Origin of the sequence: Acetobacter sacchari (assembly GCF_017377715.1) — a bacterium.
Classification (GTDB): Bacteria; Pseudomonadota; Alphaproteobacteria; order Acetobacterales; family Acetobacteraceae; genus Acetobacter; species Acetobacter sacchari.
Genome location: NZ_JAFVMF010000020.1, coordinates 22,583 through 39,843, shown reverse-complemented (window position 1 = coordinate 39,843; position 17,261 = coordinate 22,583). Strand labels below are relative to the sequence as shown.

Below are 17,261 nucleotides of genomic sequence, written 5' to 3'. Positions count from 1 at the left end.
CGAGATATCGCCGCGATTTACACCTGGCGCCTCACCGGCGGGACGAACTGTCAAAACGATCCCGCAGCCCGTCGCCAAGGCAGTTCAACCCGATGACCGCCGCCGCGATCGCGAGTCCGGGAAACAGGCACGGCCAGAAAGCGGCCCCCAGCGCGTTGCGGCCGTCGCTCATCATCGTGCCCCATTCGGGCAGCGGCGGCTGGGCGCCAAGGCCGAGGAACGAGAGACTGGCCGCCGAGAGCACGACGGTGCCGCTGCTCAGCGTCGCCTGCACGAGAAGCGGCGTCGCCGCGTTCGGAAGAATATGAAGGAACAGGATGCGCGCGCGGCTTGCGCCGAGCACCTGCAACGCCTCGACCCAGACGGAATGACGCAGGCTTACCGTCAGGTTGCGGGCGAGCCTGATGTAAACCGGGATCGAAAAAGCCGCGATCGCCAACAGGGCGTGAAAGAGGCCCGGTCCCATCAGACTCACGACCAGCAACGCCAGAATGAGACCGGGAAAAGCGAAGACCACGTCAGACACGGTCATGATCGCGCTGTCCAGCCATGCGGGCGCCATACCGGCGCAGAGTCCGACAGGGACGCCGACGCCAGCCGCGACCACAAGACTGACGGCGATTTCCATGATCGTCAGACGCAGGCCATACACCAGCCGCAGCAGGATATCGCGCCCGAAGGCGTCGGTCCCACAAGGATGGCTCCATGACGGCGGTTGCAGAACATGAAACAGATCCTGCGCCGCCGGGTCGCCGCCAAGCAGCATCGGGCCGAACAGCGCCGCCAACACTGCGACGCCACACAGAACGGCGCCAATGAGCAGTTCCGGCTCCTTCGCACCTGGAAGCGCCGGGAGACGTCGCAACAGACGCGCGAGGCGTTGAATGCCCATTGTGATCATGCGCCCCGCGCCTTCGGATCGAACCGCGCGATCACGCCTTCAGCCAGAAGATTTGCAAGCAACACGCCCAGAACAGACAAGAGCGTGACGCCCTGAATGACCGGGTAATCTCGGTAACGGACGGAATCCACCAACAGCCTGCCGACGCCCGGCCAGTCGAACACGGTCTCCGTCACGACCGCGCCGCTGATCAGACCGCCGAGATTCAACGCGACGACGGTCACAACCGGCGCAAGCGCGTTCCGCAACGCATGCCGCGTGATGGTTGTCCACGGTGAAAGTCCCTTGGCGCGCGCAGTGCGTATGTAATCCTGACGCAGGACTTCCCGCGCCCCGGCGCGCGTCATCCGCAAGATCATGGCCATTGGCAGCAGCGACAGAACCAACGCCGGAAGAACATAATGCCGCCAGTCGCCTGCGCCCATCAGCGGCAGCCAGCGCAGTCGTACGGCGAAAACCTCCATACCCAGCAACGCCACCCAGAATCCGGCCAGTGAGGCGCCGACCAGCGTCGCGGCCATCAGCAACCTGTCTCCCCATGAGCCTTCGCGCGCCGCAGCGAAGGCGCCACCCGGCACGCCAACAAGCAGAGCCAGAAGATAGGCAAGGCCGCCAAGCGCCAGCGAATACGGCAGGCGTTCGACAATTACCGTCGAAACCGGCGAGCCGTCCCGCAGCGAAATTCCAAAATCGCCATGCGCGGCGCGTTCCAGAAAGTGAAGGTATTGCGCTCCGAGCGGCTGATCCAGACCCAGACGGACGCGCAACGCCATAATCGTGCTTTCGGGCGCCTGCGGTCCGGCCATCAGCCGCGCAGGATCGCCGGGAAGAGCGTGAATGGCCACGAACACGGCGGCGGACACGCCCAGCATGATGAGCGGCAGCGCGGCGGCGCGGCGCAGAAGTCGGCTCATTGCGCCTGCGCCCGTCGTGCGTCGACGACCCGGATGCTGCCTTCCGTTGCCGCCCAAATCCCGGAAATCCCGTTACGCACGCCGTAAAGTGTGTCGCGGGTGAACAGCGGTACGATCGGCGCGTCCCGATCAAGCGTGGACTGAATGGCGAGCAGAGTTTCGTGGCGGCTTGCTGGCTGATTGTCCTGCGCCGCAGCGTCGATCATCCTGTCGATCTCCGCGTTATTATAAAAGCCAAGGTTCGCCCCATGCGGTGCGGAATTCCCGGTGGTGTACAAAGGCCGCAACTGCAGGTCGGAGACATACGGCGCGGACCATGACGTCAGCGCCATGCCTGTCTCCTCCCGCGCCTTCTCCTCCGGCGGAGCGAAGGCGGACTGCACCCAGACTCCAGCTTCCTGCCGGCGAATGCTCAGTACAACGCCCAATGGCCTCCACATGGCCTGCAACGCCTCAGCTATCGGCTCCTCCGGCTCCTGCACGACTACGGAAACGGAGAATCCTTTTTCTTGACCTGCTTCTTTCAACAACGCTCGCGCCATGTCGATCCGCGCCCGATCCTCCCCTGCCCCGCATGGCAGGGCGTCTGGAACATCCGGCGTCAGCGCATGGCAAGCGGGCGCGCCGAACCCGTCAAGCAATCCGGTCACAAGCGCACGCCGGTCTATCGCCAGACTGAGCGCCCGGCGCACTCTTGCATCATCGAGTGGTTTCAGACGCGTATTCAACGCCAGCCAGAACAGCGCAGCGCTGCGCTGTCGCTTCACAGTAGCCAGAGCCGCCGCCGACTGACCCGGTGCGTAAACCCGGCCGAAGACGGGCGCCAGCGGAATGACCACATCGGCATCCCCGGTCTGCAACGCCATGTTGAGCACGGACGGTTCGGGCGACCACCGCCAGTCAATGGCGGCGATTGCGGGCGCGACGCCCCAGTAACCGCGGTTACGTGTGGCGAACACGTTCTCTCCCGCCCTCCACGAGACGAAGCGGAACGGCCCGGTGCCATCAGCGCGGTGGGAAAGTTCGCCTCCCTCCACCGCGATGGGCGAGACTATCGCCGACTGCACGAGTGTAACGAGCGACAGGAAATCAGCGTAAGGACGCGCAAGGATCACGACCACCGCCTCCCCGTCCTGCCGCACGGACGCAATGACCGCGCGATAGACGCTGGCGCCCGCCAGCGCGACTTTCCGATCAATCAGGCGCTGAAGAGATCGGGTGACGGCGGCCGCGTCACATGGCGCGCCGTCATGAAAACGCACACCGGGACGTATGGAGAAGGTCCAGACGAGACGATCGGCGGACGGACGCCATGACGTCGCCAGGCCCGGTTGAATCGTCCCCTGAGCGTCCCGTTTCAACAGCGTTTCGTAGAACGGTTCAAGAACTGATGCTGTTTCGGTTGCGTTCTGATCGGCCGGATCCATGGTCCGCGGCGGTTCGGACAGCATGACGGTTAGCGGCGCGTCGTCCGCCGCACGAGCTGCGAAGGGGGCAAGCAGCGCGACGCACACAAGGCCAGCCGTGAATCGTAACACCAATTGCCTCGCTGGCGGGTCAGATTTGGCGCAACAGCCAAAACAATCACGCCCTTTTGGTTAACAAAGTTAGTCTATTGACACCGATCTGGTTTATCAATCGAAATAAGGTCGCTATCGAAACGCCCGGTCCCCGGACCCGGCGTCGCGTCATCGTTTCAGGAGCCCATCATGACCAGGCAGCCGCGCATCGCCTTTGGCGGCATTCACACCGAATGCAGCACGTACAATCCTGTCCTGATCCGGGAAGAACATTTCCGTGTGATGCGCGGCGCGGAAATGACCGCATCGCCGTATTTCGGCTTTCTGAAGAATTTCGACGCGGAATTCCTGCCGCTTTTGCATGCCCGCGCCGTGCCGGGCGGACCGGTGGCGAAGGAAGCCTACGCAGCGTTCAAGGCCGATTTCCTTGCGCGCCTTCGCGCCGCCCTGCCGCTGGACGGGCTTTATCTGGCCATGCACGGCGCGATGTTCGTCGAAGGCATGCAGAACGCAGAAGCCGACTGGATCGCCTCCGCCCGCGAAGTCGTGGGGCCGGACTGCTTCGTCGCCGCCAGCTATGACCTTCATGGCAATGTCAGCCAGCCGATCATCGACGCGCTCGACATCTTCTCCGCCTATCGCACGGCCCCGCATATCGACGTCGAACGCACGATGCGCCGGGCCGTCGAAATGCTGACGGATGCGCTGAAAACCGGCGTACGACCGAGCATCGTATGGGCGCCTGTGCCGGTTCTGCTGCCGGGCGAGCGCACCAGCACGGAAGACGAGCCCACGAAATCGCTTTATGCGCGCCTGCCAGAGTATGACGAACGCCCTGGCGTCTGGGACGCCGCGCTGATGGTCGGGTATGTATGGGCGGACGAACCACGCGCCACCGCCTGCGCCGTCGTGACCGGCACGGATGACGCCGTACTGACGCGAACCGCCGCCGAGATCGCCCAATCATGGTGGGACGCGCGGTGCGATTTCGTCTTCGGGGTTCCGACCGGAACCATAGAATCCTGTGTCGGGCAGGCCATTGCAGCGCAGACGGCGCCTGCGGTCATCGCGGATTCCGGCGACAACCCGACCGGCGGCGGCGTGGGCGACCGGGCCGATGTGCTGGCTGAGCTTGTGCGTCAGGACGCGCAGGGCGCAGTCGTGGCGGCGATCACCGACGCACCCGCTTGCGAAGCTGCATTCGCCGCCGGGATCGGCGCAGTGCAGACTTTCCAGATCGGGGCTTCGCTCGACCCGAACGGGGGACGTGTTTCTCTGGACTGCGAAGTGATCGGCCTGATCCCGAACAACGATCCGGCCGAGCGCGAAGCCGTGCTGCGTCATCGTGGCGTCACCATCGTTCTCGCCGCGCGCCGTCGCCCCTATCACAACATCGCTGATTTCACGCGTGTGGGCCTGGACCCGGCGCAGGCGAAGATCATCGTCGTGAAATCGGGCTATCTCTCGCCGGATCTGGCTCCGCTCGCCAACCCGTCGCTGATGGCCCTGTCCGAAGGCGTCGTGAATCAGGACGTGGCGAATCTGCGTCGCGAACTCACCCATCGCCCGACCTATCCGTTCGACGCCGAGTTCGCGTGGGCTCCGGAACCGCGCGGACAGACACAGCGTCGGGGCTAATGACGCAGCCCGCCCTTTCGCTCGAGGATTTCAGCGTCTCGTTCGGCGAGACTGTGGCGCTGGAGCGGATATCGCTGACGATCGCGCGCGGGGAGACACTCGCCCTTGTCGGTGAATCCGGTTCGGGAAAGAGCGTGGCGGCGCTTTCGACGATGGGGCTCCTGCGCGGCGGGCGGATCAGCGGCGGCCGCGCGTTGCTGACGACCGGGGGCAGGACCGTCGATCTGGCCGGGCTGTCCGAAAAATCCTTCCGCGCCCTGCGGGGCCGCGACATCGGCATGATCTTTCAGGAGCCTATGAGCGCGCTCAATCCGGCGATGAAAATCGGCGCGCAGATCAATGAATGTCTCGTTCTGCACCGCGACGATCTGAACACCGGCGAAGACAGGCGGCGCGAGGCGGCGGCGTTGCTGGGCCGCACTGGCATCGCAGACCCCGAGCGCTGCCTGTCTTCTTATCCGCACCAGCTTTCAGGCGGCATGCGCCAGCGCGTCATGATCGCCATGGCGCTTTCGGCCACGCCCGCCCTGCTGATCGCCGACGAGCCGACCACGGCGCTCGATGCCGGCACGCGCGGGCGGATTCTTGCGCTCATCCGCGCCATGGCGGCGGAGCGCGGAACCGCGACACTGTTCATCACCCACGATTTCGGCGCAGCGTCCGCCATCGCAGACCGCGTGGCGGTCCTTTACGCTGGCCGAATGCTTGAGGAGGGCCCGATTGCCGACGTGCTGGGCGCGCCCCGGCACCCCTACACCAAAGGGCTGCTCGCCTCTCTGCCGAACCGCGCTTCCATGGCTCCAGACGCTCACGGCCGACTGCGCCTGCGTGGCATGGCGGGCGCTGCGCCCGCGCCGGGCGAGAAGCCTGACGGTTGCGTGTTCGCGCCACGCTGCCCGGCGGTGCAAACCGCCTGCATGGAGACGCAGCCCGCGCTGCGTGGCGTTGAGGTCGGACACGACGTCGCCTGCCTGCGCGCCGACGAGTGGGCGGTCGCGCCATGACGCCGCTGCTGTCCGTCCGAAACCTGCATGTATCCTACCCCGAAAACGGAGTGTTCAGGCGAGGCTGGCGCTCCATCGTGAAAGACGTGTCCCTGACGGTCGGGAACGGGGAAATCGTAGGGCTTATCGGCGAATCCGGATCGGGTAAAAGCACGATCGCCCGCGCCGTGGCGGGGCTTGCACCCGTCAGTTCCGGCGCGATCGAACTAACCGGAAACGGCCCGCGAGCGCGTCAGGTGCAGATGATCTTTCAGGATCCGTTCGCCAGCCTCGACCCGCGTATGTCCGTGGGACGGCAGATCGCGGAGGTTCTGGCTATCCACGCCATCTGCGCGAAAGATGAGCGCAGGGCGCGGACGCTCGCCCTGCTCGCGCGCGTCGGTTTGCCGGAAAGCGCGTATGACCGCCTTCCACACGCATTTTCTGGTGGGCAGCGGGCGCGGATCGGCATTGCGCGGGCGCTGGCGGCCGAGCCGCGCCTTCTGATCGCCGACGAAGCCACGGCGGCGCTTGACGTGTCCGTGCAGGCGCAGGTCCTGAACCTGCTCATGGACCTGCGCGACGATCTGGGGCTGTCACTGCTGTTCATTACGCACGATCTGGCGGTTGTCGGTGTATTGTGCGACCGCGCAGTAGTGCTGCGGCATGGCGAGATCGTGGAGCAGGGCACTGTCGCGGAAATGTTCGCTGCGCCGCAGAATGAATATACAAAAACTCTGCTGGAGGCTCACAGAGGTTGAACGATCGTCTATGCGCGATCTGGCGAGAACTGCCTGTCGCATAGTATGCTGCCGTTTCACGCGCCCCCGCTTCGACTACAGCGTCTCTTTCAGACGTTCGGAGTGGAGTTTTGAAAAACTGTTTAATTATCTACTTTATCAACGACCATGCGACCGCTGACCCAGACGCGGACAATATTTTCCGCAGTGACGTGACAGACGATTTTCTGGACGCAGCGCTCTGCATCGTCGGAAGGCGAAAGTCGCAATCCTCCGCGGCCGTTACGGATTTCGAGCGCATCGAACGCTTGCCCGGGCAGAAGCTGCCCTGCCGAAGTCCCAAGAGCCTCCGCGCCGCCTCGCGTTGCGAGCCAGAACGCCTCCTGAAAAGTGATGCGGCTGTCAGGGCGTCCACGCTCGCCCGGAGAGCGGTCCGGATCGACGCCGCTCTCCAGAAGGCGCGACGTGACGACCGCCTGACGCGCGTTTTCAAAAATGGACGGGGAATACCCTCCGGAAATATCGGTGCCCAGACCGCAACGCGTGTGCTCGTCGAGCACGGTCCGCACCGGAAGCGCCGCGCCCGCAAAAAACGCGTTTGAAATCGGACAATGCGCGAGCGCCGCATTGCGCGCCCTCACCCACGCCCTGTCCGTCGCGTTCAGGAACCCCGCGTGAGCGAGAACCGTCGCATCTCGCAGCAACCCGAAGCCATCCAGAGCTTCAGTGTCGGTCTTTCCCGTTCTTTCAAGAACGTGACGATGCTCCCAATCGCTTTCCGACGCATGGGTCTGAACCCTGACGCCCGTTTCAGCGGCGAGTTCGCCGAGTCCTTTCAGCAGAGCGTCAGAACAGGCTGGAATGAAACGCGGCGTTATGACTGGCTGCACCAGTCCACCCTCATTACCGGGCAGCGCACGGACTGCGGCAATGAACCGTCGCGTCGCATCAAGCGCCTGCTGTGCGTCGGCATGCCTATATGTCGGGGGGCAGAGATCGGCGTTGTCCATGGCGACGAGACCGACAAAGCCGCGTTGCCCCTTCTCAAGGCAGATTCGCGCGAGGGTCAGACTGGTCTCTTCATGAATGGTCGCGAAGTAGAGTGCTGTGGTTGTGCCATTTTCAAGCAATGTCCGGACCAGATCGCTGTAGACTTTCTCCGCGAAAAAGACATCATCGTAACGAGATTCCAACGGAAAAGTGTAGACTCCCAGCCATCTTTCCAACGGTTCATCGAGCGCCATTCCGGCCTGCGGCCATTGAGGCGCGTGAATATGCAGGTCAGTGACGCCGGGAATCAGAAGACTGTCTGAGGGCATGCGTCGCACGTCCTCGCGCGCCGACAGGGCCGCGTACAGCGCATCGCCCTTGGCGGCCCGCTCCTGAATATTTCCGCACTCATCGATCAGGAAGGCCACGTCTTCCAGTACCGCCGCCTGCGGGGTCACGGGCGACAAGACGCGGGCGGTTATTACAAGCTCACTCACCATCGCGCTCCGCACGTCCGCCGTCTTTCACGCCGACTCACGACGAACCAGGCTGACCGGCATGATCACCCTCTGCGCCGTCAGATCGAATCTCCCCAGACAGGCGTCGATCAACATACGGGCGCCAGCCTGACCGATTTCAACAGTGGGCTGCGACACCGTCGTCAGGCCGGGATCTGTCCAGTTCGCGAAGTCTACATCATCATAGCCGGTGACCGCCACGTCCTCCGGGACCCGCAGCCCGGCTTCCCTGACGCGATGCATGAAGCCCAAGGCAACCGCGTCACAAACGCAGGCGACCGCAGTCGGGCGCTCGGCAAGCATCAGAAACTGTTCCGCCGCCCGCGCCCCGGACCTGAAGTCAAAATCTCCCGCAACGAGACGCACGGGCGCAGGCGCCAGCAGTTCTTCGGACAGGCGATCGCACATCCCCCTATAGCGAGGCTGATCGTGTTCACTCGCCGCTCCCGGTCCGACAACGTAAGCGAACCGACGATGCCCTTTCGTCAGCAGATAGTCGGTGATCTGTCGAAATCCCGCTTCCTCGTCGGCTATGATGCTGGGGATACCTCGCCGGGTCTGATCCATCAGGAGGCTGATGATCGGCACGCCTGTGAGGTCGGGGGTAAGACCGCCTGCACGCATCACAGTTTCAGTACCCGACACGCTGATGATTCCATCCGCGACGCCGCTGACCGGCCCGCGCGTCAATGCATCGACGTCACTTTCCGTCTCCCGGACAAGGACGCCGTAATCCATTTTCTTCGCCTCGGAAAACACGCCGCGCAGCACGTCGATGACGACAGGGGATATGGATCTGTTCTCAGATGACGGCGCTGCAACGAGAATGATGTTCGTCCGACCGGTACGCAGGTTCCGCGCCGTATGGTTCACAACGTACCCCATACGCTCGGCCGCCCGGGAGACAAGCTCCCGTGTCTCCGGGCTGACACGGCCAGGGTTGGAGAGGGCTCGACTGACGGTCGAAGGGTTCACCCCTATATCCCGAGCAATATCGGCGATCGTAACCCTGCCTTGACGGGGAAGTATCCCCGCATCGCCCGTCTCACCCACCATAACTCGCACTCCTCATCCTGAGACTCAAAATATCCGCCCCCTTGTCCGGTGACCAGCTGCGCCCTGCACGAGGTGGAGGACTCGTTTCATATAACAATCGAATGCCATTATTATGTGCATTTTTCGGATTTTATGAGGGTATCCATATAAAATTCTGACACGATCTTTGACTGCATATAATATTTTTATTTATATATATCAATATATTAAGTGATTTTTTATTCGCAGTTAATGATGCTAATTCGAAATATTGTTGACGCAATGCGTTCGGCAATCGTATGCCATTTTTATCGCATTCACGAGAACGCCATCCGCTTCACCGCGTGCGTTCAGATAGTCGCAATTCTGCGAACGGAGGGGTTTCGACATGTCGGCCAAACTCTACATCCCGCGGAGCCGTCACCTGGCGCTCGCCCTCATCGGCGCCACCAGCCTCGCGACATCAGCGTTTTCGGCCACCCGCCACCCGCCGACCGCCCGCCATGCCGCAGCAACCTCTCAGGGCTCCACAGCTTCAGCCATCGCGAAGCCCCGGCAAAAGCCCAAAGCCCTGCTCAAACGCCCGGATCAGCACGAAGACATCAGCGTCTCCGGATCGCGTAACCCACTGGATGGGGGCGGCGGCATGATGCGCGCCGAAACGGCTTCGCATAGCGTTCAGACCGTCGGGCGGCAGTATATAGAAATGCGCGCCCCGCAGAGTTCGGTCGCCGATCTTGTTCGTAACGTACCCAGCATGAACGTCGCCACGAACAACACATCCGGCATTACCGGTGGCGCGACCGGCGGCGCGGAAATTCGCAGCCTGACCGACGCGGACATGACCATCACGATGAATGGCGGCCCCGCGACAGGCATTAACTACATCAATCAGGACATCGATTCGGAAGATATCGACTCTATCGTCATACAGCCCGGCAGTTCACCAACCGATCTGCCCGCGACATCTGCGGCGGCAGGCGTGCTGTCGATCGTTACGCATAATGCCGCGCGAAAATTCGGCGGCATGGCGGATTTCTCGTATGGCACCAACAACATGTCGCGCGAATATATTCGTCTTGAATCTGGCGAAATCGGAAACACGCACCTTCGTGGCTACGCTTCGTTTTCGAACACGCACGCACGTTCGTGGATGGGAGCCGGGATCAATAAAAGGAAGAATGTCGACGTCGGGATTCAGGATGAATTCGACAACGGATCAAATTTTAAATTCTTCCTGTCGTGGAATCATACAGACGCTGTTGTCGATAACTATGCAACAGCCGAACAATTCTACAACTACAAGCACACCGGAAATGGCTTCGGGCGATCCGATCACTACGATCCGCAGAACAACAATTACTGGAAAAATAATCTAAGCTATTGGAACGAAATTACACTATCTTCGCCGATACATATCGTATTTCCCGCCAAACTTTCGTTCGACCTGACTCCCTACTTCAATACGGGCTTCGGCCCGGAATCATACAGCGGCGGCACCACGTCTTCAGCGGGAGAGTACTTCACTTCCTCCGGGTCATCCGTGCCCCCTGGTCAATCGCTTACCGCTTTCTACGACCAGACGATGTACATCCAGACCGGGGCTGTCGCAAAACTCGGTTACGACATCGATCGACACAACCATATCAGCCTTGGCTATTGGTACGAGAACGACGATCAGATCTTCAAGGAACCGGTCAATCTTACGCCATCCGACGGCTCGTCTTCCGCTGTCAACGCTGACGCTTACAAGCTTTACTACGCCAATGGCTCACGCGCCACAAGCCGCGTGCAGGCCGGTTATGAGCTTCACGCCCTCTTTCTTGAAGACCACGCGAAATATCTTCATGATCGCCTGACCATCGAAGGCGGATTAAAATATGTCATGACCAATTATTGGGATCAGTCCTGGAGCAATTCCAGCACCGGACGCACGCGATCCTCCCTCGGCCTTAATACCGGCGTACCTTTGCCGCATATCTCCGCCGGGTACATGATCAACCAGCACCATCAGGTTTACATCAACGCTGAAGGCGATTTCCGTCAACCGTCTCCGGCAAGCCTCGCAGTGAACCCCAACACCGGGTCATTGCCGAAAAATCAGTACGCTATCAAGGAGGAACTGGGATATCGCTATCACGACGATACAGTGATCGTCGATCTCTCCCTGTTCAACTACAACATAACCAACCGGTTGCTGACCACCTACGTGCAGGCCGGACAATCTGCGACAATCAACGCAGGCAACCAGACTGCTCGCGGGGTGGATTTGATGGTGTCCACCCACCCCATTCATGGGTTCAGCCCTTACGCCTCGGTCGAATATCTCCATGCGACCATGGATTCCAACATCCCGCTCGATGGTTCTTACATCCACACCAAGGGAAACACCGCAGTGATGTCGCCCAAAGTGATGGCGAATTTCGGTCTTTCCTATACAAAGGGAGGATTCTTCGGCAACTTCAGCTTACATTACGCCACATCCCAATCCGTGACGCTGGCCGGAGATGAACATATGCCGGGTTATGTGACCGATACGCTGTCGCTGGGTTACCGCTTCCAATCCATTGGCTTCATGAAGAGTCCCAGCATAAGGTTGAATTTCACAAATCTGACGGGATCCATCGTCAGAACCGGACCTACAGGCGTCACGACCAACGCGCATCAGGTCAGACTTATGAACGGATCCCTGTCGAATATCGATGATTCTTCGCCAAGCACGTTCTTTGTGGAGCCACGTTTTTCCATGACCGGCAGCGTCTCCACATCTTTCTGAGGAAAACTCAGATCCTTCCAAAGCAGACCCACATCACGGAACCTTCACATTATGAAAATCGGCACAGATCTCGTTACGTTCTACAACCCCAGTTTCTGGGGGGTGGATACTCCCGAAGCCATAACGAGTCTGGCCGCAGCCCAACCTCGCGTATTCTGGACACGTATTCTTGACTCGTTGCAAGAAGCGGGGCTCTCAGGAGTGGAGCTTACCTTTCCACCATTCGACTGGCGCGGCGCGGTGGCGGCGTTTGGCGGCGCCGACATCTTTAAGCAGGAGCTCGAAGCTCGGAGCATTGAAGTATGGTCCTGCTTCTTTCCGGATCTCGACAGAATTCCTATCGCAGATTACGGCGCTTCGGAGAAAGAAATTCTGGAATCTGTTACGCAAACGGCGCAGTTTCTGTCCTCCGTCGGCGGCGCCGTGCTGGTGGCTGGACTTCCATGCCGCGCTACATTCCTCGATGAACCACTTTCCTTCGTCGATCTTGCGCTCGCGCACCCTATTGCAGCGTTGCTCAATCGCATGGGCGCCGCAGCCGCTCGGGAAGGCGTCAGACTGGCATTGCATACCGAAGCGCACAGTCTTTTCTGCGCGCCGCGGGACATCGATTTATTCCTGTTGCTGACCGATCCACGATATGTCCACTTGTGCATCGATCCGGCCCACATCATCCTCGAAGGCGGATCTCCGGAACGCGTTCTGGAACGTCATCTTGAGCGCACGGTCGCCGCGCACTGGAAAGACGCAATCGGACCCATGCCGGTAGACACCCCGATCACCGCCGATATTCATTCGCGCCACAGGCCGTTTTTCTGCGAACTCGGCGAGGGACGCGCGCCGTTCGCCAGGCTGAACGCGTTGCTGGCGCAGGCGCCGCTTCTGTGCGGACCAATCCTGGAGTTGGACGCCTGCCCCGATCCGATACCCGCACTGCAACGAGGGGTCTCGTTCGTCCGGATGCTGACCACGGCGGGCGATCTGTGACAAGACCGGAACTCTCCTTCCCCCACCCTGCCTGCGTGCGGAAGCGGTCCCTCGACTCGTGAGAGAGTCACGCGCAAACGGGCTGACTGCAAATAGAAATTCTAAAGTATCCTGGTCAGACACAAGCTCCCCCCATCGCCCGCAACTGTGCGGCGCGTTCCGTCAGCTGAAAGCCTGACCAGCCATGCGAGGCGCTCACAAGCCTTGCGAGCAGGAAAACTCCATGACCGTAAAACAATACGATGCAATTGTCGTCGGCTCCGGCGCTGCAGGTGGATTCGCCGCCAAAGAACTGACCGAGCAGGGTCTTTCGGTGCTGGTCCTTGAAGCCGGCCACACGCTTCAACCGGACGGGCTCGCCACACGCCGTAAGCCTGCGGGAAAAGACGCGCATCTTCTCCCCAGGATCGTCGCGACTCTCGCCGGACAGCACATTCAGTCCCGTGTTGCGTTTTTTAACAGCCAACTTAAACATCTTTTCGTCAACGACTGGACGCATGGCTACACGACGCCCAGAGGCGCGCCCTTCCTGTGGATCCGCGGTCATCAAGTAGGCGGCAGGTTGCACGCCTATGGCCGCGTTCTCTTTCGCTGGTCCGATTATGATTTCAAGGGGAAAGAGAGGAAATCGGGCGGCGTAGACTGGCCATTCTCTTACGTCGACATCGCTCCGTGGTACGAGAAGGCCGAACGGTTTCTCGGCATCCACGGCAATCTCGACAAGGTTCCGACAGCCCCGGACGGCCTAATGGCCGAAGGAGCCGTTCTAACGCCGCAAGAACAATCATTCCGTAAAAGCGTTGAAAAGATTTGGCCAAACCGATCGGTCATCGCATGGCGTTTTAACCCGCACAGCGGCTCGCCCGTCACTCCTTCTCTTGCCGCCGCAGCGGCTACAGGCAACCTTACGGTCCACTCCAACGCCATAGTCCATCAGGTGCTCACCGATCCGACTTCCGGCCGCGCCACGGGCGTCGCCTGGATAGACCGCAAGACGAAAACGCATCATGTTGCAAACGCTCGGTCTATTGTCGTCTGCGCGTCCCCCGTCGAGAGCATACGCCTTCTGCTGAACTCGAAATCTTCACGGCACCCGAAGGGTCTTGGCAACAGTTCCGGGACTCTCGGTCGTTATTTCATGGATCAGTGCGCCAGTCTGATGTTCGGCCGCTGGCCAGCCGCTGCGCGAAGCGGGCCAGACGTTACGTTGCCGTCTCATCCATTCTACGGCGTCACTGGCGGGATGTACCTCCCGCGTTATGAAAATGCCGAAGGCAGCGTCGATCCCGCGTTTTCGCGCGGTTACACGTTTCAGGGGTCGATCGGCCGCTCCGCATCTGCGGATCATTCGAACGAAACACAGGTTAGCATCATGGGTTTCGGGGAAATGCTTCCCTGGAAAGACAATGCCGTGACACTGGACCCGAAACGACGCGACCGGTGGGGCATACCGTTGCCGCATATTCGCTGCGCGCTGCACGAGAACGAGCGTGCGATGTTGCGCAGGCAGATTCGCGATTGTGCGGATATGATCGAAGCAAGTGGCGGGCAGGTCGATTTCTGGGCGTCGCCGCTTGGCCTTGGTGAGTCCGGCTCCGGATTGTATCCCGAAAAATCATTCCTTGCGCGCTGGCTTATCCGTAGGATGTTTCCCAAAAGTATGGTCATGGGCGCGGCCATCCACGAAACTGGTGGCGTGCGCATGGGAGCCGATCCAAATACATCCGTCCTGAATTCTTACGGTCAGTCATGGGATGTGCCGAATCTCTTCGTTACGGACGCGTCAAGCTTTCCGTCCGGCGGCGCTCTCGGGACGACTCTTACGGTGATGGCCCAAAGCATGCGAGCTTGCAATCATCTCGCACTCGAACTGAAATCAGGACGACTCTGAAAACAGCTTCAGCCCGGTCGAGAGGTTAGTTTATGGCGATATCGGACACGCTTTCCTTTCGCGAAAAGGCGGCCTACGGCTGCGGCGACCTCTCATCCAACCTGATGTGGGGACTCACGACATCATATCTTATGTTTTATTATACCGATATCTACAATATTCCGCCGTCGTCCGTCGCCTGGATCCTGCTTGTCGCTCGTCTGTTCGACTCTGTCTGCGATCCGGCGATCGGATACGTCGTCGATCGCGCCGGCGGCCTGCTGGTGCCACAATTGATCCGCCGCCTTGCCATCCCGTTCGGCCTGTCTGCATTCATCTGCTTTCTTCCCCTCCCGCTGTCTCCTCATGCAAGAGTTCTGTGGGCTGGAGCGTCATATATTCTTTTCGGGGCCATCTACTCCTGCATCAATACCCCGTATGGGGCTTTGGCGACCATGATCAGCACCGCCCCACAAGACCGGGTGGGACTCAATACATTCCGTATGATGGGCTGTCAGATCGGGCAGTTTGCCGTAGCGTTGCTGACAATTCCCGCCATAGATTGGCTTGGAGGCGGCGTAAGCGAAGCTCAACGCCAGAAGGGCGTCGTGCTCTATGTTCTGGCTCTGGCCATCGCCGGTAGCCTGATGTGGCGGATCGTTTCCCGATTTTGCGTTGTCCGCCATGCTCCGCCTCCCGTCCAGCGTAGCGCCAGTGAGCTGATCCACGCGCTGATCGGCAATCGCCGATGGCACCTGTGCAACATTCTTGTTTTCTTCCAATTCATCGGAATCGGAACTTTATACGGCTTTGTAATCTACTACGTACGCGTGCGTCTTGGTGGGAGCGAAACTTTCGCCGGAGAACTTTTGACTCTCGCAACAGTCATGGGCTTCCTGGGCGCTGCGGCGACGCCATCCTGCGTCAAACGCGCAGGCATCGTCGGAACTGCAATCTACTCGCTCGTGCTTCAAGTTGTCGCTTATGGCGCAATCGGCTTTGCCGGATCGGATCGAACTGCATTCTATGTCGGCTTTATACTTCTTAGCCTCGCTCAGGGCATCGCCTCGCCGCTGTATTACGTTCTACTTTCCCGCGCTATCGACGACGGAGAGGAGGCGTCGGATGTCAATACAGCTGGCCTCGCCTATGCGATCAACACGTTGGTCACGAAAGTATCCATGGGGGCCACCGGCTTTATTCTGGCGTTCCTTCTTTCAGGCGGACACTACGCACCAAACCTTGCGGAACAATCCCCCGGGCTTATTCCCTGGGTGACGACCGGGTTCGTATGGTTGCCTCTCGCCACGGCCGTCGTCCAGTTCGTGCCACTCTCTCTATGGACCCGGCTGGCGCCAGCGCAACGGGTATAAAGTGCCGCCTGTCGCCAAATTTCCTGTAACCGAGGTCATTCAGGGCGAGAGCCGTTCCACGCTTTGACGCTCATATTTCACGACAAAATAGCTACATCTTCTGCCGCTTTCCAATATCCAGACCTAAAAATCGCCCGCAATATACTATGCGCACCCCTAACGCCCCTGAGCTTTACGTATCTCCGCTACCGCCGCATCGACCTGCATGTCCACGCCGATCTTTCCAAGCTCCGCCGTTGCGGGCCGGGGATCTCCGCCATACACGCCATCCGCCGTTGTCGGCTTCGGAGCAGATCGTAGCGCCTGCTCGCGCACCATCGACGGATCAACGGCAAGCATCAAGGACGTGTCGCTCAGTTCAGCATGCTTTCCGACATCCTCACCCAGCCCCCGCGCGCGCAGGGCGTCAGCGTAGGCGCCGCCGATCACATTGTAATAGGAATCCACGTAGAGAGCATGCGCCCCGGACCCGCTCCACGCCCTGTCGAGACCAACCACAACCTCGCGCAGTTGCGATAGGTAGCCACCATGATCGGCGATGAATGCGACGGTGTGAAATCCCTGCACGCGGAAGCTCTCAGCCGCTGAGCGCAAAAGTCCCTCAAATACAGTGGGCGGCACGGTAATCGTGCCGGGAAAACGCATATGCGACGTCCGGGGGGAAAGCCCGCCTTCGGGGACATAAGCGATCACCGGCGCGACAAGCGCGTTACCAAGCGAACGGGCGATGCGGTCAGCCAAGGCCTCGGCACGAACATTGTGCTTGCCGACGGCAATGTACGGGCCGCTCTGCTCCGTCCCGCCGACCGGTATGATGATGGTGTCGTAGCCCGCGCGCACGGCGTCGCGTATTTCAAGCCAGGTCAGGCGCTGGAATTCAACCTGCGGCTCCGCTCTGGCGGCTCCCGTCGCGAAGCTTGCAAGCGACGCCGACGCCAGCAGCGCCAACGCCAGACGGCGGAGGCGGCTATGGATTGAGTTCTTCATGACCGGCAATCTCCCTTGCGCTAACGCCC

Annotated in this window: 13 protein-coding genes; 7 read left to right on the top strand and 6 right to left on the bottom strand. The window is 60.5% G+C overall.

Annotated features, from left to right (window positions below; genetic code table 11):
* Positions 1–31 precede the first annotated feature (31 nt).
* The 3 genes from J2D73_RS16165 to J2D73_RS16155 are packed head-to-tail and all read right to left on the bottom strand — an operon-like array spanning position 32 to position 3,353.
* A complete protein-coding gene (locus J2D73_RS16165) occupies positions 32–901 on the bottom strand; it encodes an ABC transporter permease (RefSeq protein WP_243430028.1) in 870 nt (289 codons plus the stop codon).
* On the bottom strand, positions 898–1,815 hold the full coding sequence (locus tag J2D73_RS16160; RefSeq protein ID WP_207882934.1) for an ABC transporter permease: 918 nt from the start codon (positions 1,813–1,815) through the stop codon (positions 898–900). The genes J2D73_RS16165 and J2D73_RS16160 overlap by 4 nt, the downstream gene beginning before the upstream one ends.
* Entirely contained in the window at positions 1,812–3,353 is a 1,542-nt protein-coding gene (locus tag J2D73_RS16155) for an ABC transporter substrate-binding protein (RefSeq protein ID WP_207882932.1), read from the bottom strand. The genes J2D73_RS16160 and J2D73_RS16155 overlap by 4 nt, the downstream gene beginning before the upstream one ends.
* 171 nt (positions 3,354–3,524) lie before the next feature.
* Here J2D73_RS16155 and J2D73_RS16150 point away from each other — a divergent pair, with 171 nt between their 5' ends.
* The 3 genes from J2D73_RS16150 to J2D73_RS16140 are packed head-to-tail and all read left to right on the top strand — an operon-like array spanning position 3,525 to position 6,717.
* On the top strand, positions 3,525–4,973 hold the full coding sequence (locus J2D73_RS16150; protein ID WP_207882930.1) for a M81 family metallopeptidase: 1,449 nt from the start codon (positions 3,525–3,527) through the stop codon (positions 4,971–4,973).
* A complete protein-coding gene (locus J2D73_RS16145) occupies positions 4,973–5,977 on the top strand; it encodes an ABC transporter ATP-binding protein (protein WP_207882928.1) in 1,005 nt (334 codons plus the stop codon). The genes J2D73_RS16150 and J2D73_RS16145 overlap by 1 nt, the downstream gene beginning before the upstream one ends.
* A complete protein-coding gene (locus J2D73_RS16140) occupies positions 5,974–6,717 on the top strand; it encodes an ABC transporter ATP-binding protein (RefSeq protein WP_207882926.1) in 744 nt (247 codons plus the stop codon). The genes J2D73_RS16145 and J2D73_RS16140 overlap by 4 nt, the downstream gene beginning before the upstream one ends.
* A gap of 122 nt (positions 6,718–6,839) precedes the next feature.
* Here J2D73_RS16140 and J2D73_RS16135 read toward each other — a convergent pair whose 3' ends face one another.
* Together J2D73_RS16135 and J2D73_RS16130 are read right to left on the bottom strand one after the other, a co-directional pair.
* Positions 6,840–8,186: an amidohydrolase family protein gene (locus J2D73_RS16135; RefSeq protein ID WP_243430027.1), complete on the bottom strand. Its 1,347-nt coding sequence runs from the start codon at positions 8,184–8,186 to the stop codon at positions 6,840–6,842.
* 24 nt (positions 8,187–8,210) lie between these two features.
* Complete coding sequence (locus tag J2D73_RS16130) at positions 8,211–9,260, bottom strand: LacI family DNA-binding transcriptional regulator (protein WP_207882922.1); 1,050 nt, start codon at positions 9,258–9,260, stop codon at positions 8,211–8,213.
* A 367-nt stretch (positions 9,261–9,627) separates the two neighbouring features.
* Here J2D73_RS16130 and J2D73_RS16125 point away from each other — a divergent pair, with 367 nt between their 5' ends.
* The 4 genes from J2D73_RS16125 (at position 9,628) to J2D73_RS16110 (ending at position 16,245) form a co-directional block, all read left to right on the top strand.
* Positions 9,628–12,015, top strand: a complete 2,388-nt coding sequence (locus J2D73_RS16125) for a TonB-dependent receptor (RefSeq protein WP_243430026.1) — start codon at positions 9,628–9,630, stop codon at positions 12,013–12,015.
* A 51-nt stretch (positions 12,016–12,066) separates the two neighbouring features.
* Positions 12,067–13,002 (top strand): sugar phosphate isomerase/epimerase family protein, encoded by a 936-nt coding sequence (locus tag J2D73_RS16120; RefSeq protein WP_207882920.1) that lies wholly within the window; start codon positions 12,067–12,069, stop codon positions 13,000–13,002.
* A 223-nt stretch (positions 13,003–13,225) separates the two neighbouring features.
* Complete coding sequence (locus J2D73_RS16115; protein WP_207882918.1) at positions 13,226–14,893, top strand: GMC oxidoreductase; 1,668 nt, start codon at positions 13,226–13,228, stop codon at positions 14,891–14,893.
* Positions 14,894–14,925: 32 nt separating this feature from the next.
* Positions 14,926–16,245 (top strand): MFS transporter, encoded by a 1,320-nt coding sequence (locus J2D73_RS16110; protein WP_207882916.1) that lies wholly within the window; start codon positions 14,926–14,928, stop codon positions 16,243–16,245.
* 156 nt (positions 16,246–16,401) lie between these two features.
* Here J2D73_RS16110 and J2D73_RS16105 read toward each other — a convergent pair whose 3' ends face one another.
* Positions 16,402–17,232 carry a creatininase family protein gene (locus J2D73_RS16105; RefSeq protein WP_207882914.1) on the bottom strand — a complete coding sequence of 277 codons (831 nt, stop codon included), beginning with the start codon at positions 17,230–17,232 and terminating at the stop codon, positions 16,402–16,404.
* Positions 17,233–17,261: the final 29 nt, after the last annotated feature.